We start from the raw sequence: 18,374 nt of genomic DNA on the forward strand, positions 1-18,374 counted from the left end.
GTGAGTGATTGAGAATGTAATTTACAAGTTTTTTAGACTATTGGAAATAACCTCAATCCAGGAGCGTATTCTGGAGACGCGAAATGTTTTCAGTGATTGCATGCATTCGTGACGATCATGACATCCGGCTCGTCCTCGTGGCCGCGGTCATCTGCCTCATCGGCAGCCTTGCCACCATGCTTTTGTTTTCGCGTGCGCAGGAATGCCGCTCGCATCAGCGTCGCCACTGGATCGCCGCCGCGGCCTTTGCCAGCGGCATCGGTATCTGGGCGACGCATTTCATCGCGATGCTGGCATATGAGGGTAGCCTTCCTTTCTCCTATGGCCTCTCGCTGACCATGTTCTCGATGATTCTCGCGATCATGGGATCGTGGCTTGCCATTGCCGTCGCCTTCGAATGGGACAGCGGCGCCTCGTTCGCCGTTGGCGGCATCCTGATGGCTTTCGGCATTGCCGCCATGCATTTTACCAGCATGCAGGCCATAGAAGGCTCGGCCCGGCTTTCCTACAGCATGCCGCGCGTATTCGCCTCCATCGCCATGGGGACAGGTTTCTCCTCGCTGGCCTTTCTCGCCTTTCGCAGCCTTCCTGGCGTACGGCGCATCTTTGCCGGCGCCTTCCTGCTGCTGTTTGCGGTCTGCTCCCTGCACTTCATCGCCATGAGCGGGGTCACGTTCACGCTTGAATCGGAGGTGTCGACAGCCGCCCTCTCCATCGACAGAAGCATCCTTGCCGGCATCGTCACGGCTGCCGCGATAGGTCTGATTCTCATCGCTCTCGGCGCCACCTTCATCGACCGCCAGCTCACCGACCTTCGCGGCTTCGCCAATGCCTCGCTCGAGGGGCTGCTCGTCTTGCGCGACGGTCGCGTCCTCGACGCGAACGAGAGATTTTTCGATATTTCCGGATGGTCCGCCCATCAGGTGATCGGCATGGCGCCCGAGACTTTCCTGACCATAGATATGGATGCCGAAGCCGCCATCCCGTTCGAGACGACGCTTTCGGGCCGGGATGGCAAGGTTATCCCCGTCGAGACGGTGCAGCGCTCCATCACCTATCGCGGCCATGAATGCAGCGTGCTTGTCGTGCGCGACCTGACGGAGCGGCGCCGGGCGCAGCAGATGATCGAGCATCTGGCGCACCACGATATCCTGACGGACCTGCCCAATCGCTCGCTGTTCGAGAAGCGCATGCGCCAGGCGCTGCAGACGGTCAACCGGAGGGGCGGCGAAGTCGCGATCTTCTGCCTGGATCTGGATCGCTTCAAGGCGATCAACGACGTGTTCGGCCATGCCGAAGGCGATCGCATCCTCTGCAAGGTCGCCGGGATCCTGCAACGCGTGATCGAGGAGGGCGATACAGTGGCGCGGCTGGGCGGCGACGAGTTCGCCATCATCCAGCCGAAGCGCCCGCAGCCGGAAGGAGCCAGGCGCCTTGCCGGGCGCATCCTCGCGGAGTTCGCCGCGGAAATGGATATGGCGCGCGACCCGACGGCCGTCGGCGTCAGTCTCGGTATTGCCATCTATCCGCGCGACTGCGCGAACGCCGAACAGCTCTATGCCAATGCGGATACGGCGCTTTATCGCGCCAAGCGCGCAGGCCGGGGCCATGCCTGCTTCTTCGATGCGGAAATGGACAAGGCCGTGCGCACGCGCCGTCAGCTCGAGAGCGATCTGCGTCAGGCCATTCTGCGCAAGCAGCTCTACCTTGAGTATCAGCCGATCTTCGATGTCGGCAGCCAGAATGTCAGCGGCTACGAGGCGCTGCTGCGTTGGGCACATCCGGAACGAGGCGTTATCGAGCCGGAAACCTTCATACCCATTGCCGAGGAGAGCGGCTCCATCGCGGCAATCGGCGAATGGGTGCTGGAGCAGGCATGCGAGGAGGCGGCGCGGTGGCACGAGCCTGCCAATGTCGCGGTAAACCTGTCGCCGCTGCAATTCATGATTCCCACCCTTTACGACCAGATCGAGCGGATTTTGCGCGAAGCCGGCCTCGATCCGCGGCGTCTCGAGCTGGAGATCACCGAAGCGGCCCTGATGCGGGAGCGTGCGGCTGTCATTGCCACCTTGCAGCGGCTTCACCGTCTCGGCGTGCGCGTGGTCATGGACGACTTCGGAACCGGCTTCTCATCGCTCAGCAATCTGCGCGCCTTCCCCTTCGACAAGATCAAGGTCGACCGCAGCTTTACCGGGGCGCTGGAGCATGATCCGGCGGCGCGCTCGATCGTCCGCGCCATCATCGGTCTTGGAAACAGCCTGAACATGCCTGTCGTGACGGAAGGCGTGGAAACGGAGCTTCAGCGCCGCATCGTCGTCGAGGAAGGTTGCGCGCAGCTTCAGGGCATGTTCTTCGGCAAGCCCGATGTCGGACCGAGCCAGTATTTCATGCTGGATAAGGCCGTCGGTCAGGCCTGAAGGTTCCTGGCATTTTCCAGAATGCGCCGGATATATTCCAGCAAAAGCTCGCGCTCGAATTGGCGGAAGTTTTTGAGAAGATCCGTATCGGCGGCCATGGCGGCCTCGATGGCGTCGGCCTGCATGGCGGCGGCCTTGCTGGTCAGGAAGATAAGCTGAGCCCGCTTGTCCGAGGGATGCGGTCGGCGCTCCACCAGCCCGTCGCGCTCCATGCGCGACAGCGTATTGGCCATCGTTGCCTGCTCGATATCGACCCGCTCCAGCAATTGCTTCTGCGTGAGCCCGTCTTCGGACCATAGTTCCAGAAGGATGGGAAACTGACCGGGGGAAAATCCAAGCTTTGCCGCGCGTTGCTGTAACGAGCGAGCGAATCCCTTCGCCATCTGGCTGGCAAGGTAGGCAGCGGAGTCCATCCGATTAAATCCCATGATTGCAAATATGCCGACAATTCAAAATCAAGACAATCAGCAATTCTTGGGTAGAGGTGCTCCGAAAACAGCAACTTCGATGCGTTTTTTTACATTCATGGATTGTATTTTTGGCATGAAAAAGCCGCCATGGCCTGGAGGTTCGCCATGGCGGCTCGTAAAAGGGGGGACAAAGGCCCGGAGAGGGGATAGGCCTTTGTCCGAGTCTGACGTGGCGGGGGACAGGCCGGTTGTCAGACCCTCGGCGTATCAATCGCCGGTGAGTAAGATTTGTGGTTTCAAATGTGGTTTTTCAAGGGAATATGCAGATTAGATTGATTAAAAGTTAGTAACGTTTCGGTGAGAGATCCCGCGCTCCCCAGGGCTGCAAAAGCAGAACTTTATATGGACGTTGGAGGTGCGTCACGCTATCCATGCTTCCATGAAAAAAGGTGATCATCTCTTCCTCGTCGACGGCTCCGGTTTCATTTTCCGGGCCTTTCACGCTCTGCCGCCGCTGACGCGCAAGTCCGACGGATTGCCGGTCGGCGCCGTCTCCGGTTTCTGCAATATGCTGTGGAAGCTGCTGACCTCGGCGCGTGATACCTCGGTCGGGGTGACGCCGACGCATTTCGCCGTCATCTTCGACTATTCCTCGAAGACCTTCCGCAAGGAGATTTTTCCGGAGTACAAGGCAAACCGCTCTGCCCCGCCCGAGGAGCTGATCCCGCAATTCGGCCTGATCCGCGAGGCGACGCGCGCCTTCAATCTGCCCTGCATCGAGACCGACGGCTTCGAGGCCGATGACATCATCGCCACCTATGCCCGGCAGGCTGAGGCGACCGGCGCCGATGTGACGATCATCTCGTCCGACAAGGACCTGATGCAGCTGGTCACGCCGACGGTCCACATGTACGACAGCATGAAGGACAAGCAGATCGGCATTCCCGACGTCATCGAAAAATGGGGCGTGCCACCCGAAAAGATGATCGACCTTCAGGCCATGACCGGCGATTCCGTCGACAATGTCCCCGGCATCCCCGGCATCGGCCCGAAGACGGCGGCACAGCTTCTGGAAGAATTCGGCGATCTCGACACGCTGCTTGCCCGTGCCGAGGAAATCAAGCAGCAGAAGCGCCGGGAGAACATCATCGCCAATGCCGAGCTGGCCCGGATCTCCCGGCAGCTGGTGGCGCTCAGGACCGACGTGCCGCTGGACCTTGAGCTCGACGCATTGATTCTCGAGCCGCAGAATGGCCCGAAACTGATCGGCTTCCTGAAGGCGATGGAATTCACCTCTCTGACGCGCCGCGTCGCCGATGCCTGCGATTGCGATCCGGCGGCGATCGAGCCGTCCGTCGTCAAGGTCGAGCTGGGCGATACCGCGCACGGCCCGGATCTCGACGTCGATGAAAATGCCGAACTCGTCGCGGGCAGCGCGGTCGTGGCCGCGGGTTCCTCCGTTCCGGCGCCGGCGGTAAAGCCGCGTTTGGCTGTCGAGGGGCTGACTGAGCCGGCCGACCTTGCCAATGCGCGCGCGGCAAGCTTCGCCACCGCGCCGATCGACCATTCGAAATATGTGACCATCCGCGATGTCGCCACCCTCGACCAGTGGATTGCCGATGCGCGCGAGACCGGCATCGTCGCCTTCGATACGGAGACGACGTCGCTCGATGTCATGCAGGCGGAGATCGTCGGCTTTTCGCTGGCAATTGCCGATAATCGGGCCGATCCAACCGGCTCCTCCATCCGCGCCGCCTATGTGCCCCTCAGCCACAAGAACGGCGTCGGCGACTTGCTTGGCGGCGGTCTGGCGGACAATCAGATTCCGCTGCGCGATGCATTGCCGCGCCTGAAGGACCTGCTCGAGGACACCTCCATCCTCAAGATCGCGCAGAACCTGAAATACGACTACCTGCTGATGAAGCGCTATGGCATCGAGACCAGGTCCTTCGACGACACGATGCTGCTCTCCTACGTGCTCGACGGCGGCTCCAATGCCCTTCACGGCATGGACAGCCTGTCCGAGCGCTGGCTCGGCCACAAGCCGATCGCCTATAAGGACGTGGCCGGCAGCGGCAAATCCAACGTCACCTTCGATCTCGTCGATATCGATCGCGCCACGGCCTATGCCGCCGAGGATGCCGACGTCACGCTGCGTCTCTGGCTGGTCTTGAAGCCGCGGCTCGCGGCGGAAAAGCTGTCAGCCGTCTACGAGCGGCTGGAGCGGCCCCTGGTGCCGGTGCTCGCCCATATGGAGGAGCGCGGCATCACCATCGACCGGCAGATTCTGTCGCGTCTCTCCGGTGAGCTGGCGCAGGGCGCGGCGCGGCTGGAAGACGAGATCTATACGCTGGCGGGCGAACGCTTCAACATCGGCTCTCCCAAGCAGCTTGGCGATATCCTCTTCGGCAAGATGGGATTGGCCGGCGGCAGCAAGACCAAGACGGGCCAATGGTCGACCTCGGCGCAAGTGCTGGAAGACCTGGCGGCCGCCGGCTTCGAGCTGCCGCGCAAGATCGTCGACTGGCGTCAGCTCACCAAGCTGAAATCGACCTATACGGACGCCTTGCCGGGCTATGTTCATCCGCAGACGAAGCGTGTCCACACCTCTTATTCGCTGGCGTCGACGACGACGGGGCGCCTATCGTCTTCCGAGCCGAACCTGCAGAATATTCCGGTGCGCACGGCGGAAGGCCGCAAGATCCGCACGGCCTTCATTTCGACGCCCGGACACAAGCTGGTGTCGGCCGACTACAGCCAGATCGAACTGCGCGTGCTGGCGCATGTCGCCAATATCCCGCAGCTCAAGCAGGCCTTCGAAGACGGCATCGACATTCACGCCATGACGGCGTCGGAAATGTTCGGCGTTCCGGTGGAGGGGATGCCCAGCGAAGTGCGCCGTCGCGCCAAGGCGATCAACTTCGGCATCATCTACGGCATTTCCGCTTTCGGCCTCGCCAACCAGCTCTCCATCGAGCGCTCGGAAGCCGGCGATTACATCAAGAAGTATTTCGAGCGCTTCCCCGGCATCCGCGATTACATGGACAGCACCAAGCAGACGGCGCGCGACAAGGGCTATGTCGAGACCATCTTCGGCCGCCGCATCCATTTCCCGGAAATCCGCTCCTCCAATCCTTCCGTCCGCGCCTTCAACGAGCGCGCTTCGATCAACGCGCCGATCCAGGGTTCGGCTGCCGACGTCATCCGCCGGGCCATGATCAAGATGGAGCCGGCTCTGGCTTCGGCCGGGCTCGGCGATCGCGTGCGAATGCTGCTGCAGGTGCACGACGAACTGATCTTCGAAGTCGAGGACGCGGATGTCGAGCGCACGACGCCGATCATCGTCTCGGTCATGGAAAACGCCGCCATGCCGGCGGTGGACATGGCGGTGCCGCTGAAGGTCGATGCGCGTGCCGCCGACAATTGGGACGAGGCACACTGAGGTCAAAGCAGGCATGGCGAGAAGATCAGCCTGCATGGTGGGGTGCGAAGGCCTGAAAGGCCGAAGCCTCGAACCACGGGGGCGGGTGGGATATCGCTCGGGGCCACTTCGCGCTTCGAGGCCCTGACGCCAACGCACCTCAGCATGAGGTGGTGAGAGATTTGCGATCCGGCATGAATGTGAAAGCGTCGCGATGATCCCGGACCATCGCAAGTCCGTAACACTTATTTCCCGATCAGCACTTTCAGCGCGGAGATGATCGTGCGCTCGGCATCCTCAAGCGTGCCGCTATTGTCGATATCGATCACGTCGTAGCTGCCGTCAAAGGTGATGGTGCTGCGATCCAGGCGCTTCAACACGTCTTCACGGCTCTCGCGTCCGCGCGCCATCAGCCGCTCGGCAAGCACCTCGCGCCGCGCCGTGATGTTGATGACCTTCAGCCGTGGGAATGCGGTCTGGAAATGATGCAGCGCCGAACGTGAGCCATTGGCGATGACCAGATTGCCGCGCGCAAGCTCGCCGGCAACTTCGGCAGGAATGCCGTATTTCAGCCCATGCGCCTCCCAGGAGACGGCAAAGGCACCGGCCTGCTCCATGGCGTCGAAGTCCGCTTCCGAAACGCTTCTGTGGTCCTCATTGCCGGCATCGCCGTCGCGGGTGATGACCCGGCGGACGAAATGGACGTCCGGCCGGCCGGCGAAATGCCGGGCGGCGAGATTCATCAGCGTATCCTTGCCGGCGCCGCTCGGACCGACGACGACAGCGAGCGTGCCCGCCGCTGTATCCGCCAGGCCGACCTTAGCCGGCTTGATATTCGCGTCCGTGCTCATGCCACGCGCCGTCCTTCGCGCCATACCGAACGCGTGACCGGCACGCCTTGATCGCGGCGAACGCGAACCAGGTCGCCGCGCAGGCCCTCGGCGATGCGCCCGCGATCATTGAGGCTGACCGTCCTTGCCGGCGTCGCCGTCACCATGGCGATGGCTTGCGGCAACGAAATACCCTCGACTTCGTCAGCGAGGATGAAGGGTGCGTGCAGCAGGCTGAGCGGCACGTAGTCGGAGGAGAGCACGTCCAGCACGCCGAGTTCGGCGAGATCGCGGGCGGCGATGTTGCCCGAGTGCGACTTGCCGCGCACGATGTTCGGCGCCCCCATCAGCACGCTCATGCCGGCGCCATGCGATGCCTTCGCGGCGTCGATGCTGGTCGGGAATTCCGCCAGGCGGACGCCATAGTTGATGGCTTCGTCGACATGGGCGAGCGTCGCGTCGTCATGGCTGGCGATGGTGATGCCGCGCTCGGCGCAGACCTTGGAAATCGCGTCGCGGCTGGGTGTCGCGTACTTCGCCGATTCTTCCTGGCGCTTGGCGACGAATTTGGCAAAGGCCTCGTCGCTCAGGCCGCGCTTCTTCTGGTAGTAGAAGATATATTGGTCCATGGTCTGGAACTGGCGCTGGCCCGGCGCATGGTCCATCAGCGAGACCAGGCGCACGTAGGGATCCTTCTCGAAATCCTCGAAGTGATCGAGAACGTTGTCGGAGGAAACCTCGCAGCGCAGATGGATCAGGTGGTCGGCGCGCAGCCGATCTTCGCGCTGGGCCGCCTGGATGGCGTCGGCCATGTCGCGCATCTCGCCCTTTTCGAAGCCGCCGTCCTCGTCCGAGCCCATGCGCAGGCAGTCGAATACGGTCGTGATTCCCGAGGTGACGATCTGGGCGTCATGCGCCTGGATGGCGGCCGTCTTGTTCCAGCGCACGCCCGGACGCGGCGAATAATGCGCTTCCAGATGGTCGGTATGCAGCTCGACCAGGCCGGGGATCAGGTAATCGCCCTCGAAATCCTCGCCGATAGCGGACTTGCCTTCGGAAATGCCGGCAATGCGACCGTCACGGATCAGCATGGAGCCTTCGACGATCTTGTCTTCGAGGACGATGCGGGCATTGGAAAGGACGGTTTCTTTGGTCATGTCAGGTCTTTCACTATTAGGCGCCGTTCAGCGGCAGCCATGAACGGACGGTAAAGGGTGCGCCACGCTTTTCTTCGATAAAGATGGCGAGGCCCGAAACGTCGAGCGGTTTGCCGGTATGCGCGGCGAAGCGCTCACGCAGGACGTCGTGCATCTCGGCCTGGCGCTCGGCCGGGACGCGCCCGGTCAACGTCATATGGAAACGGAACTCGTCATTGACGTAGGGATAGCCCCAGCGCAGCAGATTGGCACGCTGCGGCTCGGTCAGGCCTTCCGGCTTGCGCCGCGCGATATCATGATCCGAAAGCGGCGCGCGGAACGGCTCGAAGGTCTTGACCACGCGCGAGGCGAAATCCTGCAGCGGCTGGCAAAGCGAGCCCGGCACGAGCGCGAAGAAATGGCCGAGCTGGCCAAGCACCAGCTCCGGAATGGTGAACGCCTTGGTCCGCGAGGCGAATTCGGCGGCGACTTCGAGAAGATCGCGTTCGGTCACGGAGCCGGCAAGCTCGAACGGTGCCTTCAGCGTTGCATGGAAGCCGTAGCGGCGTGGATCCGCCGTCAGTTCGGCATGGTCTTCCGGCACCGGCCCCATGGCCTTGTCGGAAAAGATCTCGTCGGAAAATGCATCGCGACCCAGCCAGCGGGCGGCCAGCGACGTCAACGGATGATCTTTGGGCGGCGTAAAATAGAGAGCATAGCGCAAGGCTGCATTCCTTGGAAAAATCGGCTGCGCGGGACACTGTTGGGTGATTTGCGACAAACCGCAAGAGCAGCAAGGCAGCAACGAATCGAATCCGGCTAAAGCCGGCTCGAACGCTGCGGTCTTGCCGGCCTCCGCTACCGGATTCCCGTGACAGAATGATGATGCGCCACGATTTTTCTTGTTCTTTTATTTGCCCCGCGTACCCATCAGGCGGGAGCGCAGTGCGTTGGACGCGGCGTCGAACAGGAAGACGACGATCAGGATCAGCAGCACCATATAGGCGACGTTTTCCCAGTTGGCGTTGGTGCGCATCGCTTCCCAAAGCTTCAGGCCGATGCCGCCCGCGCCGACCGCGCCGATGATGGTCGCGCCGCGCACGTTGGATTCCCACTGATAGAGCGTCTGGCTGACGATGACGGGCACGATCTGCGGCATGATGCCGTAGCGATGCACGAGGATCGTCGACGAGCCGGTGGATTTCACGCCCTCGCGCGGCTTGTTGTCGATGTTTTCCAGGCCCTCGGAGTAAAGCTTGCCGAGCGTGCCGGTCTCGGTGAGGAAGATCGCGCCGCTGCCGGCGAGCGGGCCGGGGCCAAAGGCGCGCGTCAGGAACAGCGCCCAGATCAGCATGTCGACGGAGCGCAGGAAATCGAAGAAGCGCTTCAGCACCTGATTGAGCAGCCGGTTCGGCGTGATGTTGCGGGCCGCGAGGAAGGCGAGCGGGAAGGCGGCGAGCGAACCCAGCAGCGTGCCGAGAAAGGCCATGACGATCGTCTGGAACAGCTTGGTCCACACGTCGCCGTGCTGCCAGGCGCCATTGTTCCAGATGTTGTCGAAAGCCAGCGAGAGATTGGATTGCGAGGGATCGAGCCGCGGCCCGGAGACGATCAGGCCGATGACTTCGCTCGCCGGCTTGTCGAAGAATGGCGAGTGCGTGTCGAAGACGAAATTGGCCCAGCCGAGGAAGCGCTTGCGGATCTTCACGCGGTCCGTGGAAATGCTGACATCGCCGGCAAAGCCCATGTTTGCGAGGATGTTGTCGTCATAGACGGTCATCCAGCTCGGCACCGGCTCGGACCCGACGATCTTCGGCGCGTCGCCGCTGATGTCGATCGGGATGGTGATGCCATGGGCCGTGAGGATCGCCTGCGTCTTGGTGATCGTGACGGTGCGGCTGCTGCCGCTGACCGAGACGGTCATGCTGCCGTCGGGCGCGGTCTTCACCCAGTCCGGGTTCGGGTTGTCGCCGAGCGGCGAGAAGCGTGGATACTTGATGCTGATCTTGTCGCCGGAAATGCGGAACTCCGGCTGCACGTCATAGCTGATCCACTCGCTGAGATAGATGCCGACGCGCTCCCAATGCGCTTCCGCGATGACTTTCGGCAGGTCGAAGAACCAGACGGCATAGAAGCCGTAAAGGATCACGCCGACGAACATCATCAGCGCGCCATAGCGCTGGCGGAACGATCGATGAAAGAACTCCGGATAACGCGCTTCGATTTCCTGCATACGGCCGGCGTCGATAACGGACATGGTCAACCTCAATGCTGCAAAAGGAAGGCGTGCTCACCGACGAGGCGGCGGCGAAGCCATGCGGAAAACTGGTCGACGGCGATGATGGTCACGAAGAGCAGCAGCACCAGCGCCATGGTCTTGGCGCCGAAGCCGCGTGAGATCGACAGCTTCAGCTCCTCGCCGATACCGCCGCCGCCGACGGCGCCGATGATGGTGGAGGCGCGGACGTTGATCTCCAGGCGCAGCAGCGCATAGGACATGAAATTCGGCAGCACCTGCGGCAGAGCTGCGAAGCGGACGCGTTCCGTCCAGCTCGCGCCGACGGCGCGCATCCCCTCATCGGGCTTCATGTCGACATTCTCGACGACTTCGTAGAACAGCTTGCCGAGCGCGCCGATCGTGTGCAGGCCGACCGCGATGATGGCGGCGATCGGTCCGATCGACAGAATTGCGGAGAACAGCCCGGCGATGACGATTTCCGGGAAGGCGCGCAGGATTTCCATGATGCGCTTCGTCACCAGGCGGACGGGATTGGACGGCGACAGGTTGCGTGCGGCTAAGAAGCTCAAGGGTACTGCGAAGACGAAGCCGACGATGGTCGATACCAGCGCCACGTTGATCGTGATGATCATCAGCTCGAAATATTCGGGAATATAGAAATCGCCCCAGACATAGACGCGGCCGAGGGGGAAGTTGAATTCCTCGCCGCCGACGCCGTTTGCGCCGTTGGGGCTCGGCAGATCGAAGAGCGCGCGATAGACGTCCGCCCAATCCTTGGGAATGAGCCAGCTCAGGAAGTCGAAGAGATGCGGCAGCCGCTCGAAGAAATGCCCGGCATTGCTTTCGTCGGCAAAGCGGACGGAACTGACGAAGGCGATCAGCAGGATGAGCAGGCCGATGCCCGTATAGAGGCGGCGGCGTGCTACCATCTTGCTCCAGGCGTCGCCGATATCCCTGGCGCTCTGCGGTGCGCCCTGCATCTTCAGCTGCGTATCGGCAATCGTCATGAAATCCTGCCCTTGTGATAGCAAAAGGGCGGCCGTTGCCGGCCGCCCCGTATTCGGAATGCGCATCAGCCGCCGATAGCAGCCTTACGAACGTCGATAACGGCGTTGTAGAAGTCCGGGGTGACCTTGACGTAACCCTTGAAGTCGCCGCCTTCGATGGCCGAGAAGCACTTGGCGTCGGTCGTCGGCAGCTTCAGGAAGAAGTCCGTCAGCTTGGCCTGCCATTCGTTGCCGAGAGCGTTGCGAACGACGAGCGGGCCGTTCGGGATCAGCGGCGAACGCCATACTTCGACGAGCTTGTTCGGGTCTACGGCGCCCTTGTCGACTTCCTTGCGGAAGGTGCCGGAGGTGAAACCGTCCTTGAAGTCGCCGATGCCCGAGGAGTCGTCGACAGCGACGTCGACCTTGCCGTCATAAGCGGCAAGCAGGTTGTTCTCGTGGCCGCCGTTGAACTGGGTCGAGGCGAAGAACTTGTCGTTCGGCATGCCCGTGTCCTTCGGGATCTGCGTCAGCGGAACGAGATAGCCCGAGGTGGAGTCCGGATCGGCGTAGCCGAGCTTCTTGCCCTTGGCGTCCTTGATGGTCTTGATGCCGGAGGACTTGAGAGCGAGACCGATCGAGTAGTAGCCGGTCGAGCCGTCTTCCTGCTGCGTGGTCAGGATCGGGGTAACGGCCTTCGGGTCCTTGATGGCGACGGCAGCGTAGCCGGAAGCGCCGAGTTCGGCGAAGTCGAGCGTGCCGCCGAGCAGGCCCTGGATAACGCCGTCATAGTCGGCGGCCGGGAACAGCGATACCTTCTCGAAGCCAAATTCCTTCTTCAGGTGGTCGGAGAGGCAGGCATAGTTGCGCAGGCGGTCGGCTTCGTTTTCGCCACCGAGAATGCCGACGCGGAATTCCTTGAGGTCTTGGGCGGCAGCGCCGCCAGCGAGCGCGAGAAGCGCCGTGGCTGCGAGAAGAGTCTTCTTCAACATTGGGTTCGTCTCCTGATTAACCGGTGTCCCCGGATGCCTTCGGTCTAGAAGAAATGTGCCCTTGACGCGGGCTCTCGATCCCGGCCGTCCCTCTCAGAGACCGGCCAGTGCCAGCGGTTGCGGGCCGGCGGATTCGATGGCCGCGGCTTGCGCGGCCGGATCGGCGAAGTTGATGGAGGTCGACGTCATGGTCTCGTCGACGCCGGCGCCATCCTTGTCGGTGCCGTAGATTTCCTTGACGGCAGCAGCCGTCAGTTCGGACGCCTTGCCGTCGAAGACGACGCGGCCGGCGGCCATGCCGATGATGCGTTCGCAATAGTTGCGGGCCGTATCCAGCGTATGCAGGTTGGTGATGACGGTAATGCCTTCACGCTCGTTGATATCGCGCAGCGCATCCATGACGATCTTTGCGTTCAGCGGGTCGAGAGAGGCGATCGGCTCGTCGGCCAGCATCATCTTCGGCTGCTGCATCAGGGCGCGGCAGATGGCGACGCGCTGCTGCTGGCCGCCGGAAAGCGTGCCGGCCATCTGAAGGGCCGTCTGCTCGATGCCGAGGCGCTCAAGCGCCGCGATGGCCTCGATGCGTTCCTCGCGGGTGAAGACCGAGAGAAGGCTCATGATCGTCGAGCGCTGGTTGAGGCGACCGAGCATGACGTTGGTGAGCACGTCGAGGCGCGGAACGAGGTTGAACTGCTGGAAGATCATGGCGCAGTCGCGCTGCCAGCTGCGCAGCGCGCGGCCTCTGAGCTTGGAAACCTCGACGCCGGAGAAATGGATGGAGCCTGAGCTCGGATCGGCCAGGCGGTTGATCATGCGCAGCAGCGTCGACTTGCCGGCGCCGGAGCGGCCGATGACGCCGACCATCTGCCCCTGGGGTATGTCCAAAGTCACGGAATCGACAGCGAGCTTGTTTCCAAACCGGCGCGAGACATTCCTGAGTTCGAACATAGTGCTTCCCTTTCGCGGCTGCCGGGCTGCAGAAATTTCAGCGGTACCGGTGCTAGAATGGGCGCGTGCCCCAGCCTCGAAGGAAGTTTCGAAGGGGGCTGGCGCCAACCACAAGGCAACCGATTAGCCCCGCTTCATGAAGCTCCAATGTCAGTTTTGTGTAAGTGCTGTTACAATTCCCGGCGATTTTGCAAGATTAGCCGGCTGAATGCTTTCTTTGTATTTAGCCGTCAAACATGCCCGTCGGCATGCCATCCATGCTGAAGGCGTTCTTTTCGCGCCGGTATTCCTCGATGGCCTCCGGCCCTTTCGCCTTCGCCCACTGATCGAGGCTCGGCCTTTCCCCTTCATAGGAGAAGAGCGGCACGCCGAAACCGCAGGATGTCTGCACCAGATCGATATCCAGCCACACGATCTGGCGCGCACCGAGCGGCTCTTCGCCCGCATAGTGATCGTGCAGCAATTGCCGATATTCGGGAGACGATCGATGGATGATGCGGCCACGGCCGTAGAGGCGCAGGATCATCGGCGGCCCCGCGACGGCGCAGAACATGATCGTCAGCCGGCCGTCGGCCTTCATATGGGCCGACGTCTCGTTGCCGCTGCCGGTGCGGTCGAGATAGATGGCGGTGTTCGGGGAGGTGATGCGCAGGCACAGCGTTTCGCGTGGCGAAACGTTGACACGGGAATCCGATGTCGCCGATGCGGTGAAGAAAACATGTTGCCGCGCGATGAAATCGCGCAGCCGGTCGTCGATGTTTGAAAACTGCTTTGCCATGAGAGAACTCCTCCCGATCCGGGACTAGTGAGGCCGCCTGAAAGCTGGATCGCCCATCAGCGCCTTGCAAGTCCGGCTCGGGCGGAATCAGTTCTCAGGCGTCGTAGCGATCCAGAAATTCTTCCGCCGAAAGGGCGCGGAAGTCCGCGAGCGCCATGCGAAGGCGGTCGTGATCCCAGTCCCACCAGGCCAGCTTGTCCATGCGCGCGCCGACTTCGGCGGTGAAGCGCTCGCGGATCAGCTTCGCCGGCACGCCGCCGACGATGGTGTAAGGCGCCACATCCTTGGAAACGACGGCGCCCGCACCGATGACGGCGCCATTGCCGACCTCGACGCCCGGCAGGATGGTGGCGCCGTGGCCGATCCAGACGTCATGGCCGATCACGACGCGATGGTCGCGCCGCCAGCTGAAGAAATCGGTTTCCATATCGGCATCCGGCCAGTAGTCGGCGGCGCGGTAGGTGAAGTGATGCAGCGTTGCGCGCCATGTCGGATGGTTCGTGGCGTTGATGCGCACGGCGGCGGCGATGTTGACGAACTTGCCGATCGTCGCGCACCAGACGGCGCCATCCTGCATGATATAGGAATAGTCGCCGATCTCGGCTTCGTCGATGCGGCAGCGGTCGGAGACTTCCGTATAGCGGCCGAGCGTCGACTTGTTGACGCTGGCCGTGGGGCTGATGAAGGGCGTCTCGCCCAATTCGCGGCTCATGCTGCTGCCTTTCGCGGCGAGAATTGCGAGACGTCGAGAATGCGGCTGCCGACGGCCTCGCGCACCTCCTCGTCATGGAAGATGCCGAGAAGGGCCACGCCCTCCCGCTTCTTCTGCTCGATCATGTCGACGACGACGGCCCGGTTCCGGGCGTCGAGCGACGCCGTGGGTTCGTCGAGCAGTAGGATGGCATGGTCGGTGATGAAGCCGCGGGCGATATTGACGCGCTGCTGCTCGCCGCCGGAGAAGGTGGCGGGCGGCAGCTGCCAGAGCTCCTGCGGCAGGTTCAGCTGTGCCAGCAGTTCGGCTGCCCTGTCGCGGGCGTCCGCCACGGCCACGCCACGGGCCACCAGCGGTTCGGCAACGACATCGATGGCGGCGACGCGCGGCACGGTGCGCAGGAACTGGCTGACATAGCCCATGGTCTGCCGGCGCACCTCGAGCACGGTGCGCGGGTCGGCGGTGGCGAGATCGACGATCCTGCCCTTGTGGGCGACGAGGATCTGGCCGCTGTCGACGGCATAGTTGCCGTAGATCATCTTCAGCAGCGAGCTTTTGCCGATGCCGGACGGGCCGCCGAGCACGACGCATTCGCCTGATGCGACGGAGAAGGAGACATCGGCGACGACGGGCAGGCGAATGCCGTCGCGCAGGTGCATGGTGAAGCTTTTGAAGACTTCGGAAACGACGAGTGGGGTTGCCATGTTTGTTCCTCAGACCTGCAGGATCGAAGAGACGAGCAGTTGGGTATAGGGTTCACGCGGGTCATCGAGCACGCGATCGGTCAGACCGTGCTCGATGACGTATCCATCCTTCATCACCATCATGCGATGCGACAGCAGCCGGGCGACGGCGAGGTCGTGCGTGACGATGATCGCCGACAGGCCGAGATCGTTGACGAGGCCGCGCACCAGATCGAGCAGGCGGGCCTGCACCGAAACGTCGAGGCCGCCGGTCGGCTCGTCCATGAACACCAGGCGCGGGCCGGTCACCAGATTGCGGGCGATCTGCAGGCGCTGGCGCATGCCGCCGGAAAAGGCGCGCGGCTGGTCGTCGATGCGGTCGGCATCGATCTCGACCCGCTCCAGCCAGTCGATGGCCGTGTTGCGGATGTTGCCGTAATGGCGGTTGCCGATGGCCATCAGCCGCTCGCCGACATTGGCGCCGGCCGAAACCGTCATGCGAAGGCCATCGGCCGGGTTTTGATGCACGAAGCCCCAGTCGGTGCGCATCAGGAAACGGCGCTCGGCCTCGTTCATGCGGAACAGGTCGCGATAGGTCTCGTCGCGCATGTGGTATTCGACGCTGCCGGTCGTCGGCAGCAGCCGCGTCGAGATGCAGTTGAGCAGCGTCGTCTTGCCGGAGCCGGATTCGCCGACGATGGCGAGGACTTCGCCGGGCCAGAGCTCGAAGGATACGTCGCGGCAACCGATGCGGCTGCCGTAGAACTTCGAGATGTCCTTGACCTTGAGAAGGGGTGAATCACTCATTCGGCAGCCTCCTTGCCACCAGGCAGTCCATCGGATGCGAGCCCATCTGACGCCAGCATGTGGCCGGCATGGCCGTGGGCACGACGGTCTTCGCAGAAATCGGTATCGGAGCAGACGAACATGCGCCCGCCCTTGTCGTCGAGGATCACCTCGTCGAGATAGACCTGCTCGGCGCCGCAGAGCGCGCAGGGCTTGTCGAAGCGCTGCACCTCGAACGGATGGTCTTCGAAATCCAGGCTGACGACTTCGGTATAGGGCGGCACGGCATAGATGCGCTTTTCACGTCCGGCGCCGAACAGCTGCAGCGCGTCGGACAGATGCATTTTCGGATTGTCGAACTTCGGCGTCGGCGACGGGTCCATGACATAGCGGCCCGCGACCTTGACCGGATAGGCGTAGGTCGTGGCGATGCGGCCGTTGCGGGCGATATCCTCGTAGAGCTTCACATGCATCAGGCCGTATTCCTCGAGCGCATGCATCTTGCGCGTCTCGGTTTCGCGCGGCTCCAGGAAACGCAGCGGTTCCGGGATCGGCACCTGGTAGACCAGCACCTGGTTGGGGCCGAGCTTGGCCTCGGGGATGCGGTGGCGCGTCTGGATGATGGTCGCCTCGTCGGTGCGCGTGGTGACGGCGACATTGGCGACCTTCTGGAAGAAGGCGCGGATGGAAACGGCATTGGTGGTGTCGTCGGCTCCCTGGTCGATCACCTTCAGCACGTCGTTCGGCCCGATGATGGCCGCCGTCAGCTGCACGCCGCCGGTGCCCCAGCCGTAAGGCATCGGCATTTCGCGGGAGGCGAAGGGCACTTGATAGCCGGGTATGGAGATCGCCTTCAGGATGGCGCGGCGAATCATCCGCTTGGTCTGCTCGTCGAGATAGGCGAAGTTGTAGGTGGCGAGTTCGGTCATTCGGCTGCCTCCGTCAGGGGATCCATGCCGCTATCGCGAGCGGCCTCGAAATCGCGGCGCATACGCCGCACCAGGTCGAGCTCGGCCTGGAAGTCGACATAGTGCGGCAGCTTCAGATGTTCGACGAAGCCGGTCGCCTGCACGTTGTCGGAGTGGGAGATGACGAATTCCTCGTCCTGCGCCGGCGCCGTGATGTCTTCGCCAAGCTCTTCGGCGCGCAGCGCCCGATCGACCAGCGACATGGCCATGGCCTTGCGCTCGCTCTGGCCGAAGACCAGGCCGTAGCCGCGGGTAAACTGCGGCGGCGCCTTGGCCGAGCCGGCGAACTGGTTGACCATCTGGCATTCGGTCACCTGGATGCGGCCGAGCGAGACGGCAAAGCCGAGTTCCGGCACATCGAATTCCACCTCGACTTCGCCGATGCGGATTTCGCCGGTGAAGGGATGGTTGCGGCCGTAGCCGCGCTGGGTGGAATAGCCGAGCGCCAGCAGGAAGCCTTCATCGCCTCGGGCAAGGGCCTGCAGGCGAAGATCGCGGGTCATCGGGAATTCCATCGGCTCGCGCGTCAGGTCGCCGATCTCATGATCGATCGGCATGGTGCCGTCGCCTTCGATCAGGCCTTCCTGCGCGAGGATTTCGGAAACGCGCATGACGCGACCCTCTTCCGCCGGCCGCTGCATCGGTTCGTCCACCGCCTCGTCGGTCAAGAGGCTCGGGTCGAGCAGACGATGCGTATAGTCGAAGGTCGGGCCCAGAAGCTGGCCGCCCGGCAGGTCCTTGTAGGTGGCGGAGATACGGCGCTCGATTTTCATCGCTGCGGTGTCGAGCGGCTGGGAATAGCCGAAGCGCGGCAGCGTCGTGCGGTAGGCGCGCAGCAGGAAGATCGCCTCGATCATGTCGCCGCGCGCCTGGCGGACGGCAAGCGCCGCCAGGGTGCGGTCATAAAGCGAGGCTTCGGCCATGACGCGATCGACGCCGAGCGCGAGTTGCTCGACGATCTGGTCGATGCCGAGCGCCGGCAGCGAACGGTCGCCGCGGCGACGGTCGGCCAGCAGCCGGTGAGCATTGGCGATGGCGGCTTCGCCACCCTTTACGGCAACATACATA

16 protein-coding genes are annotated in these 18,374 nt (G+C 62.8%); 2 read left to right on the forward strand and 14 right to left on the reverse strand.

What is annotated here, in order from left to right; translation table 11 throughout:
• The first annotated feature begins 83 nt into the window (after positions 1 to 83).
• Positions 84 to 2,417 carry a bifunctional diguanylate cyclase/phosphodiesterase gene (locus tag ACQZ6J_RS06550; RefSeq protein ID WP_449082853.1) on the forward strand — a complete coding sequence of 778 codons (2,334 nt, stop codon included), beginning with the start codon at positions 84 to 86 and terminating at the stop codon, positions 2,415 to 2,417.
• Here the strand turns inward: ACQZ6J_RS06550 and ACQZ6J_RS06555 are convergent.
• Complete coding sequence (locus ACQZ6J_RS06555; protein WP_163985124.1) at positions 2,408 to 2,830, reverse strand: MarR family winged helix-turn-helix transcriptional regulator; 423 nt, start codon at positions 2,828 to 2,830, stop codon at positions 2,408 to 2,410. The genes ACQZ6J_RS06550 and ACQZ6J_RS06555 overlap by 10 nt on opposite strands.
• 436 nt (positions 2,831 to 3,266) lie before the next feature.
• Here ACQZ6J_RS06555 and polA point away from each other — a divergent pair, with 436 nt between their 5' ends.
• On the forward strand, positions 3,267 to 6,269 hold the full coding sequence (gene polA / locus ACQZ6J_RS06560; protein ID WP_449082856.1) for a DNA polymerase I: 3,003 nt from the start codon (positions 3,267 to 3,269) through the stop codon (positions 6,267 to 6,269).
• Positions 6,270 to 6,493: 224 nt separating this feature from the next.
• Here the strand turns inward: polA and phnN are convergent, their stop codons facing one another.
• From phnN to ACQZ6J_RS06625, 13 genes are all read right to left on the reverse strand, one after another.
• The gene (gene phnN, locus ACQZ6J_RS06565; protein WP_449082858.1) at positions 6,494 to 7,099 is read right to left on the reverse strand and encodes a phosphonate metabolism protein/1,5-bisphosphokinase (PRPP-forming) PhnN; all 606 of its coding nucleotides are present in this window, start codon (positions 7,097 to 7,099) and stop codon (positions 6,494 to 6,496) included.
• Positions 7,096 to 8,235 carry an alpha-D-ribose 1-methylphosphonate 5-triphosphate diphosphatase gene (locus ACQZ6J_RS06570; protein ID WP_449082859.1) on the reverse strand — a complete coding sequence of 380 codons (1,140 nt, stop codon included), beginning with the start codon at positions 8,233 to 8,235 and terminating at the stop codon, positions 7,096 to 7,098. Before ACQZ6J_RS06570 ends, phnN begins: the two co-directional genes overlap by 4 nt.
• Positions 8,236 to 8,251: 16 nt before the next feature.
• Positions 8,252 to 8,938: a DUF1045 domain-containing protein gene (locus ACQZ6J_RS06575; RefSeq protein ID WP_449082861.1), complete on the reverse strand. Its 687-nt coding sequence runs from the start codon at positions 8,936 to 8,938 to the stop codon at positions 8,252 to 8,254.
• A gap of 186 nt (positions 8,939 to 9,124) precedes the next feature.
• A complete protein-coding gene (phnE, locus tag ACQZ6J_RS06580) occupies positions 9,125 to 10,471 on the reverse strand; it encodes a phosphonate ABC transporter, permease protein PhnE (protein WP_449082863.1) in 1,347 nt (448 codons plus the stop codon).
• Between the two features lie 8 nt (positions 10,472 to 10,479).
• Positions 10,480 to 11,460 (reverse strand): phosphonate ABC transporter, permease protein PhnE, encoded by a 981-nt coding sequence (gene phnE / locus ACQZ6J_RS06585; protein WP_449082865.1) that lies wholly within the window; start codon positions 11,458 to 11,460, stop codon positions 10,480 to 10,482.
• Positions 11,461 to 11,525: 65 nt separating this feature from the next.
• Entirely contained in the window at positions 11,526 to 12,431 is a 906-nt protein-coding gene (gene phnD / locus ACQZ6J_RS06590; RefSeq protein ID WP_163985117.1) for a phosphonate ABC transporter substrate-binding protein, read from the reverse strand.
• A 93-nt stretch (positions 12,432 to 12,524) separates the two neighbouring features.
• Positions 12,525 to 13,379 (reverse strand): phosphonate ABC transporter ATP-binding protein, encoded by an 855-nt coding sequence (gene phnC / locus ACQZ6J_RS06595; protein ID WP_449082868.1) that lies wholly within the window; start codon positions 13,377 to 13,379, stop codon positions 12,525 to 12,527.
• A 223-nt stretch (positions 13,380 to 13,602) separates the two neighbouring features.
• A complete protein-coding gene (locus ACQZ6J_RS06600; protein ID WP_449082870.1) occupies positions 13,603 to 14,157 on the reverse strand; it encodes a pyridoxamine 5'-phosphate oxidase family protein in 555 nt (184 codons plus the stop codon).
• A 94-nt stretch (positions 14,158 to 14,251) separates the two neighbouring features.
• Positions 14,252 to 14,869 carry a DapH/DapD/GlmU-related protein gene (locus tag ACQZ6J_RS06605; protein WP_449082872.1) on the reverse strand — a complete coding sequence of 206 codons (618 nt, stop codon included), beginning with the start codon at positions 14,867 to 14,869 and terminating at the stop codon, positions 14,252 to 14,254.
• On the reverse strand, positions 14,866 to 15,573 hold the full coding sequence (gene phnL / locus ACQZ6J_RS06610) for a phosphonate C-P lyase system protein PhnL (protein ID WP_163985113.1): 708 nt from the start codon (positions 15,571 to 15,573) through the stop codon (positions 14,866 to 14,868). Before phnL ends, ACQZ6J_RS06605 begins: the two co-directional genes overlap by 4 nt.
• Before the next feature lie 9 nt (positions 15,574 to 15,582).
• Positions 15,583 to 16,359 carry a phosphonate C-P lyase system protein PhnK gene (phnK, locus tag ACQZ6J_RS06615; protein ID WP_047634880.1) on the reverse strand — a complete coding sequence of 259 codons (777 nt, stop codon included), beginning with the start codon at positions 16,357 to 16,359 and terminating at the stop codon, positions 15,583 to 15,585.
• The gene (locus ACQZ6J_RS06620) at positions 16,356 to 17,267 is read right to left on the reverse strand and encodes an alpha-D-ribose 1-methylphosphonate 5-phosphate C-P-lyase PhnJ (RefSeq protein ID WP_163985112.1); all 912 of its coding nucleotides are present in this window, start codon (positions 17,265 to 17,267) and stop codon (positions 16,356 to 16,358) included. Before ACQZ6J_RS06620 ends, phnK begins: the two co-directional genes overlap by 4 nt.
• On the reverse strand, positions 17,264 to 18,373 hold the full coding sequence (locus ACQZ6J_RS06625; protein WP_163985111.1) for a carbon-phosphorus lyase complex subunit PhnI: 1,110 nt from the start codon (positions 18,371 to 18,373) through the stop codon (positions 17,264 to 17,266). Before ACQZ6J_RS06625 ends, ACQZ6J_RS06620 begins: the two co-directional genes overlap by 4 nt.
• Position 18,374 lies beyond the last annotated feature (1 nt).

It is taken from the genome of Rhizobium sp. A37_96 (assembly GCF_053521765.1).

Bases quoted from the DNA above. Each gene is read 5' to 3' on its own strand.
- ACQZ6J_RS06550 (WP_449082853.1), top strand. From the start codon at position 84: ATGTTTTCAGTGATTGCATGCATTCGTGACGATCATGACATCCGGCTC.
- ACQZ6J_RS06555 (WP_163985124.1), bottom strand. From the start codon at position 2,830: ATGGACTCCGCTGCCTACCTTGCCAGCCAGATGGCGAAGGGATTCGCT.
- polA (WP_449082856.1), top strand. From the start codon at position 3,267: ATGAAAAAAGGTGATCATCTCTTCCTCGTCGACGGCTCCGGTTTCATT.
- phnN (WP_449082858.1), bottom strand. From the start codon at position 7,099: ATGAGCACGGACGCGAATATCAAGCCGGCTAAGGTCGGCCTGGCGGAT.
- ACQZ6J_RS06570 (WP_449082859.1), bottom strand. From the start codon at position 8,235: ATGACCAAAGAAACCGTCCTTTCCAATGCCCGCATCGTCCTCGAAGAC.
- phnE (WP_449082863.1), bottom strand. From the start codon at position 10,471: ATGTCCGTTATCGACGCCGGCCGTATGCAGGAAATCGAAGCGCGTTAT.
- phnE (WP_449082865.1), bottom strand. From the start codon at position 11,460: ATGACGATTGCCGATACGCAGCTGAAGATGCAGGGCGCACCGCAGAGC.
- phnD (WP_163985117.1), bottom strand. From the start codon at position 12,431: ATGTTGAAGAAGACTCTTCTCGCAGCCACGGCGCTTCTCGCGCTCGCT.
- phnC (WP_449082868.1), bottom strand. From the start codon at position 13,379: ATGTTCGAACTCAGGAATGTCTCGCGCCGGTTTGGAAACAAGCTCGCT.
- ACQZ6J_RS06600 (WP_449082870.1), bottom strand. From the start codon at position 14,157: ATGGCAAAGCAGTTTTCAAACATCGACGACCGGCTGCGCGATTTCATC.
- ACQZ6J_RS06605 (WP_449082872.1), bottom strand. From the start codon at position 14,869: ATGAGCCGCGAATTGGGCGAGACGCCCTTCATCAGCCCCACGGCCAGC.
- phnL (WP_163985113.1), bottom strand. From the start codon at position 15,573: ATGGCAACCCCACTCGTCGTTTCCGAAGTCTTCAAAAGCTTCACCATG.
- phnK (WP_047634880.1), bottom strand. From the start codon at position 16,359: ATGAGTGATTCACCCCTTCTCAAGGTCAAGGACATCTCGAAGTTCTAC.
- ACQZ6J_RS06620 (WP_163985112.1), bottom strand. From the start codon at position 17,267: ATGACCGAACTCGCCACCTACAACTTCGCCTATCTCGACGAGCAGACC.
- ACQZ6J_RS06625 (WP_163985111.1), bottom strand. From the start codon at position 18,373: ATGTATGTTGCCGTAAAGGGTGGCGAAGCCGCCATCGCCAATGCTCAC.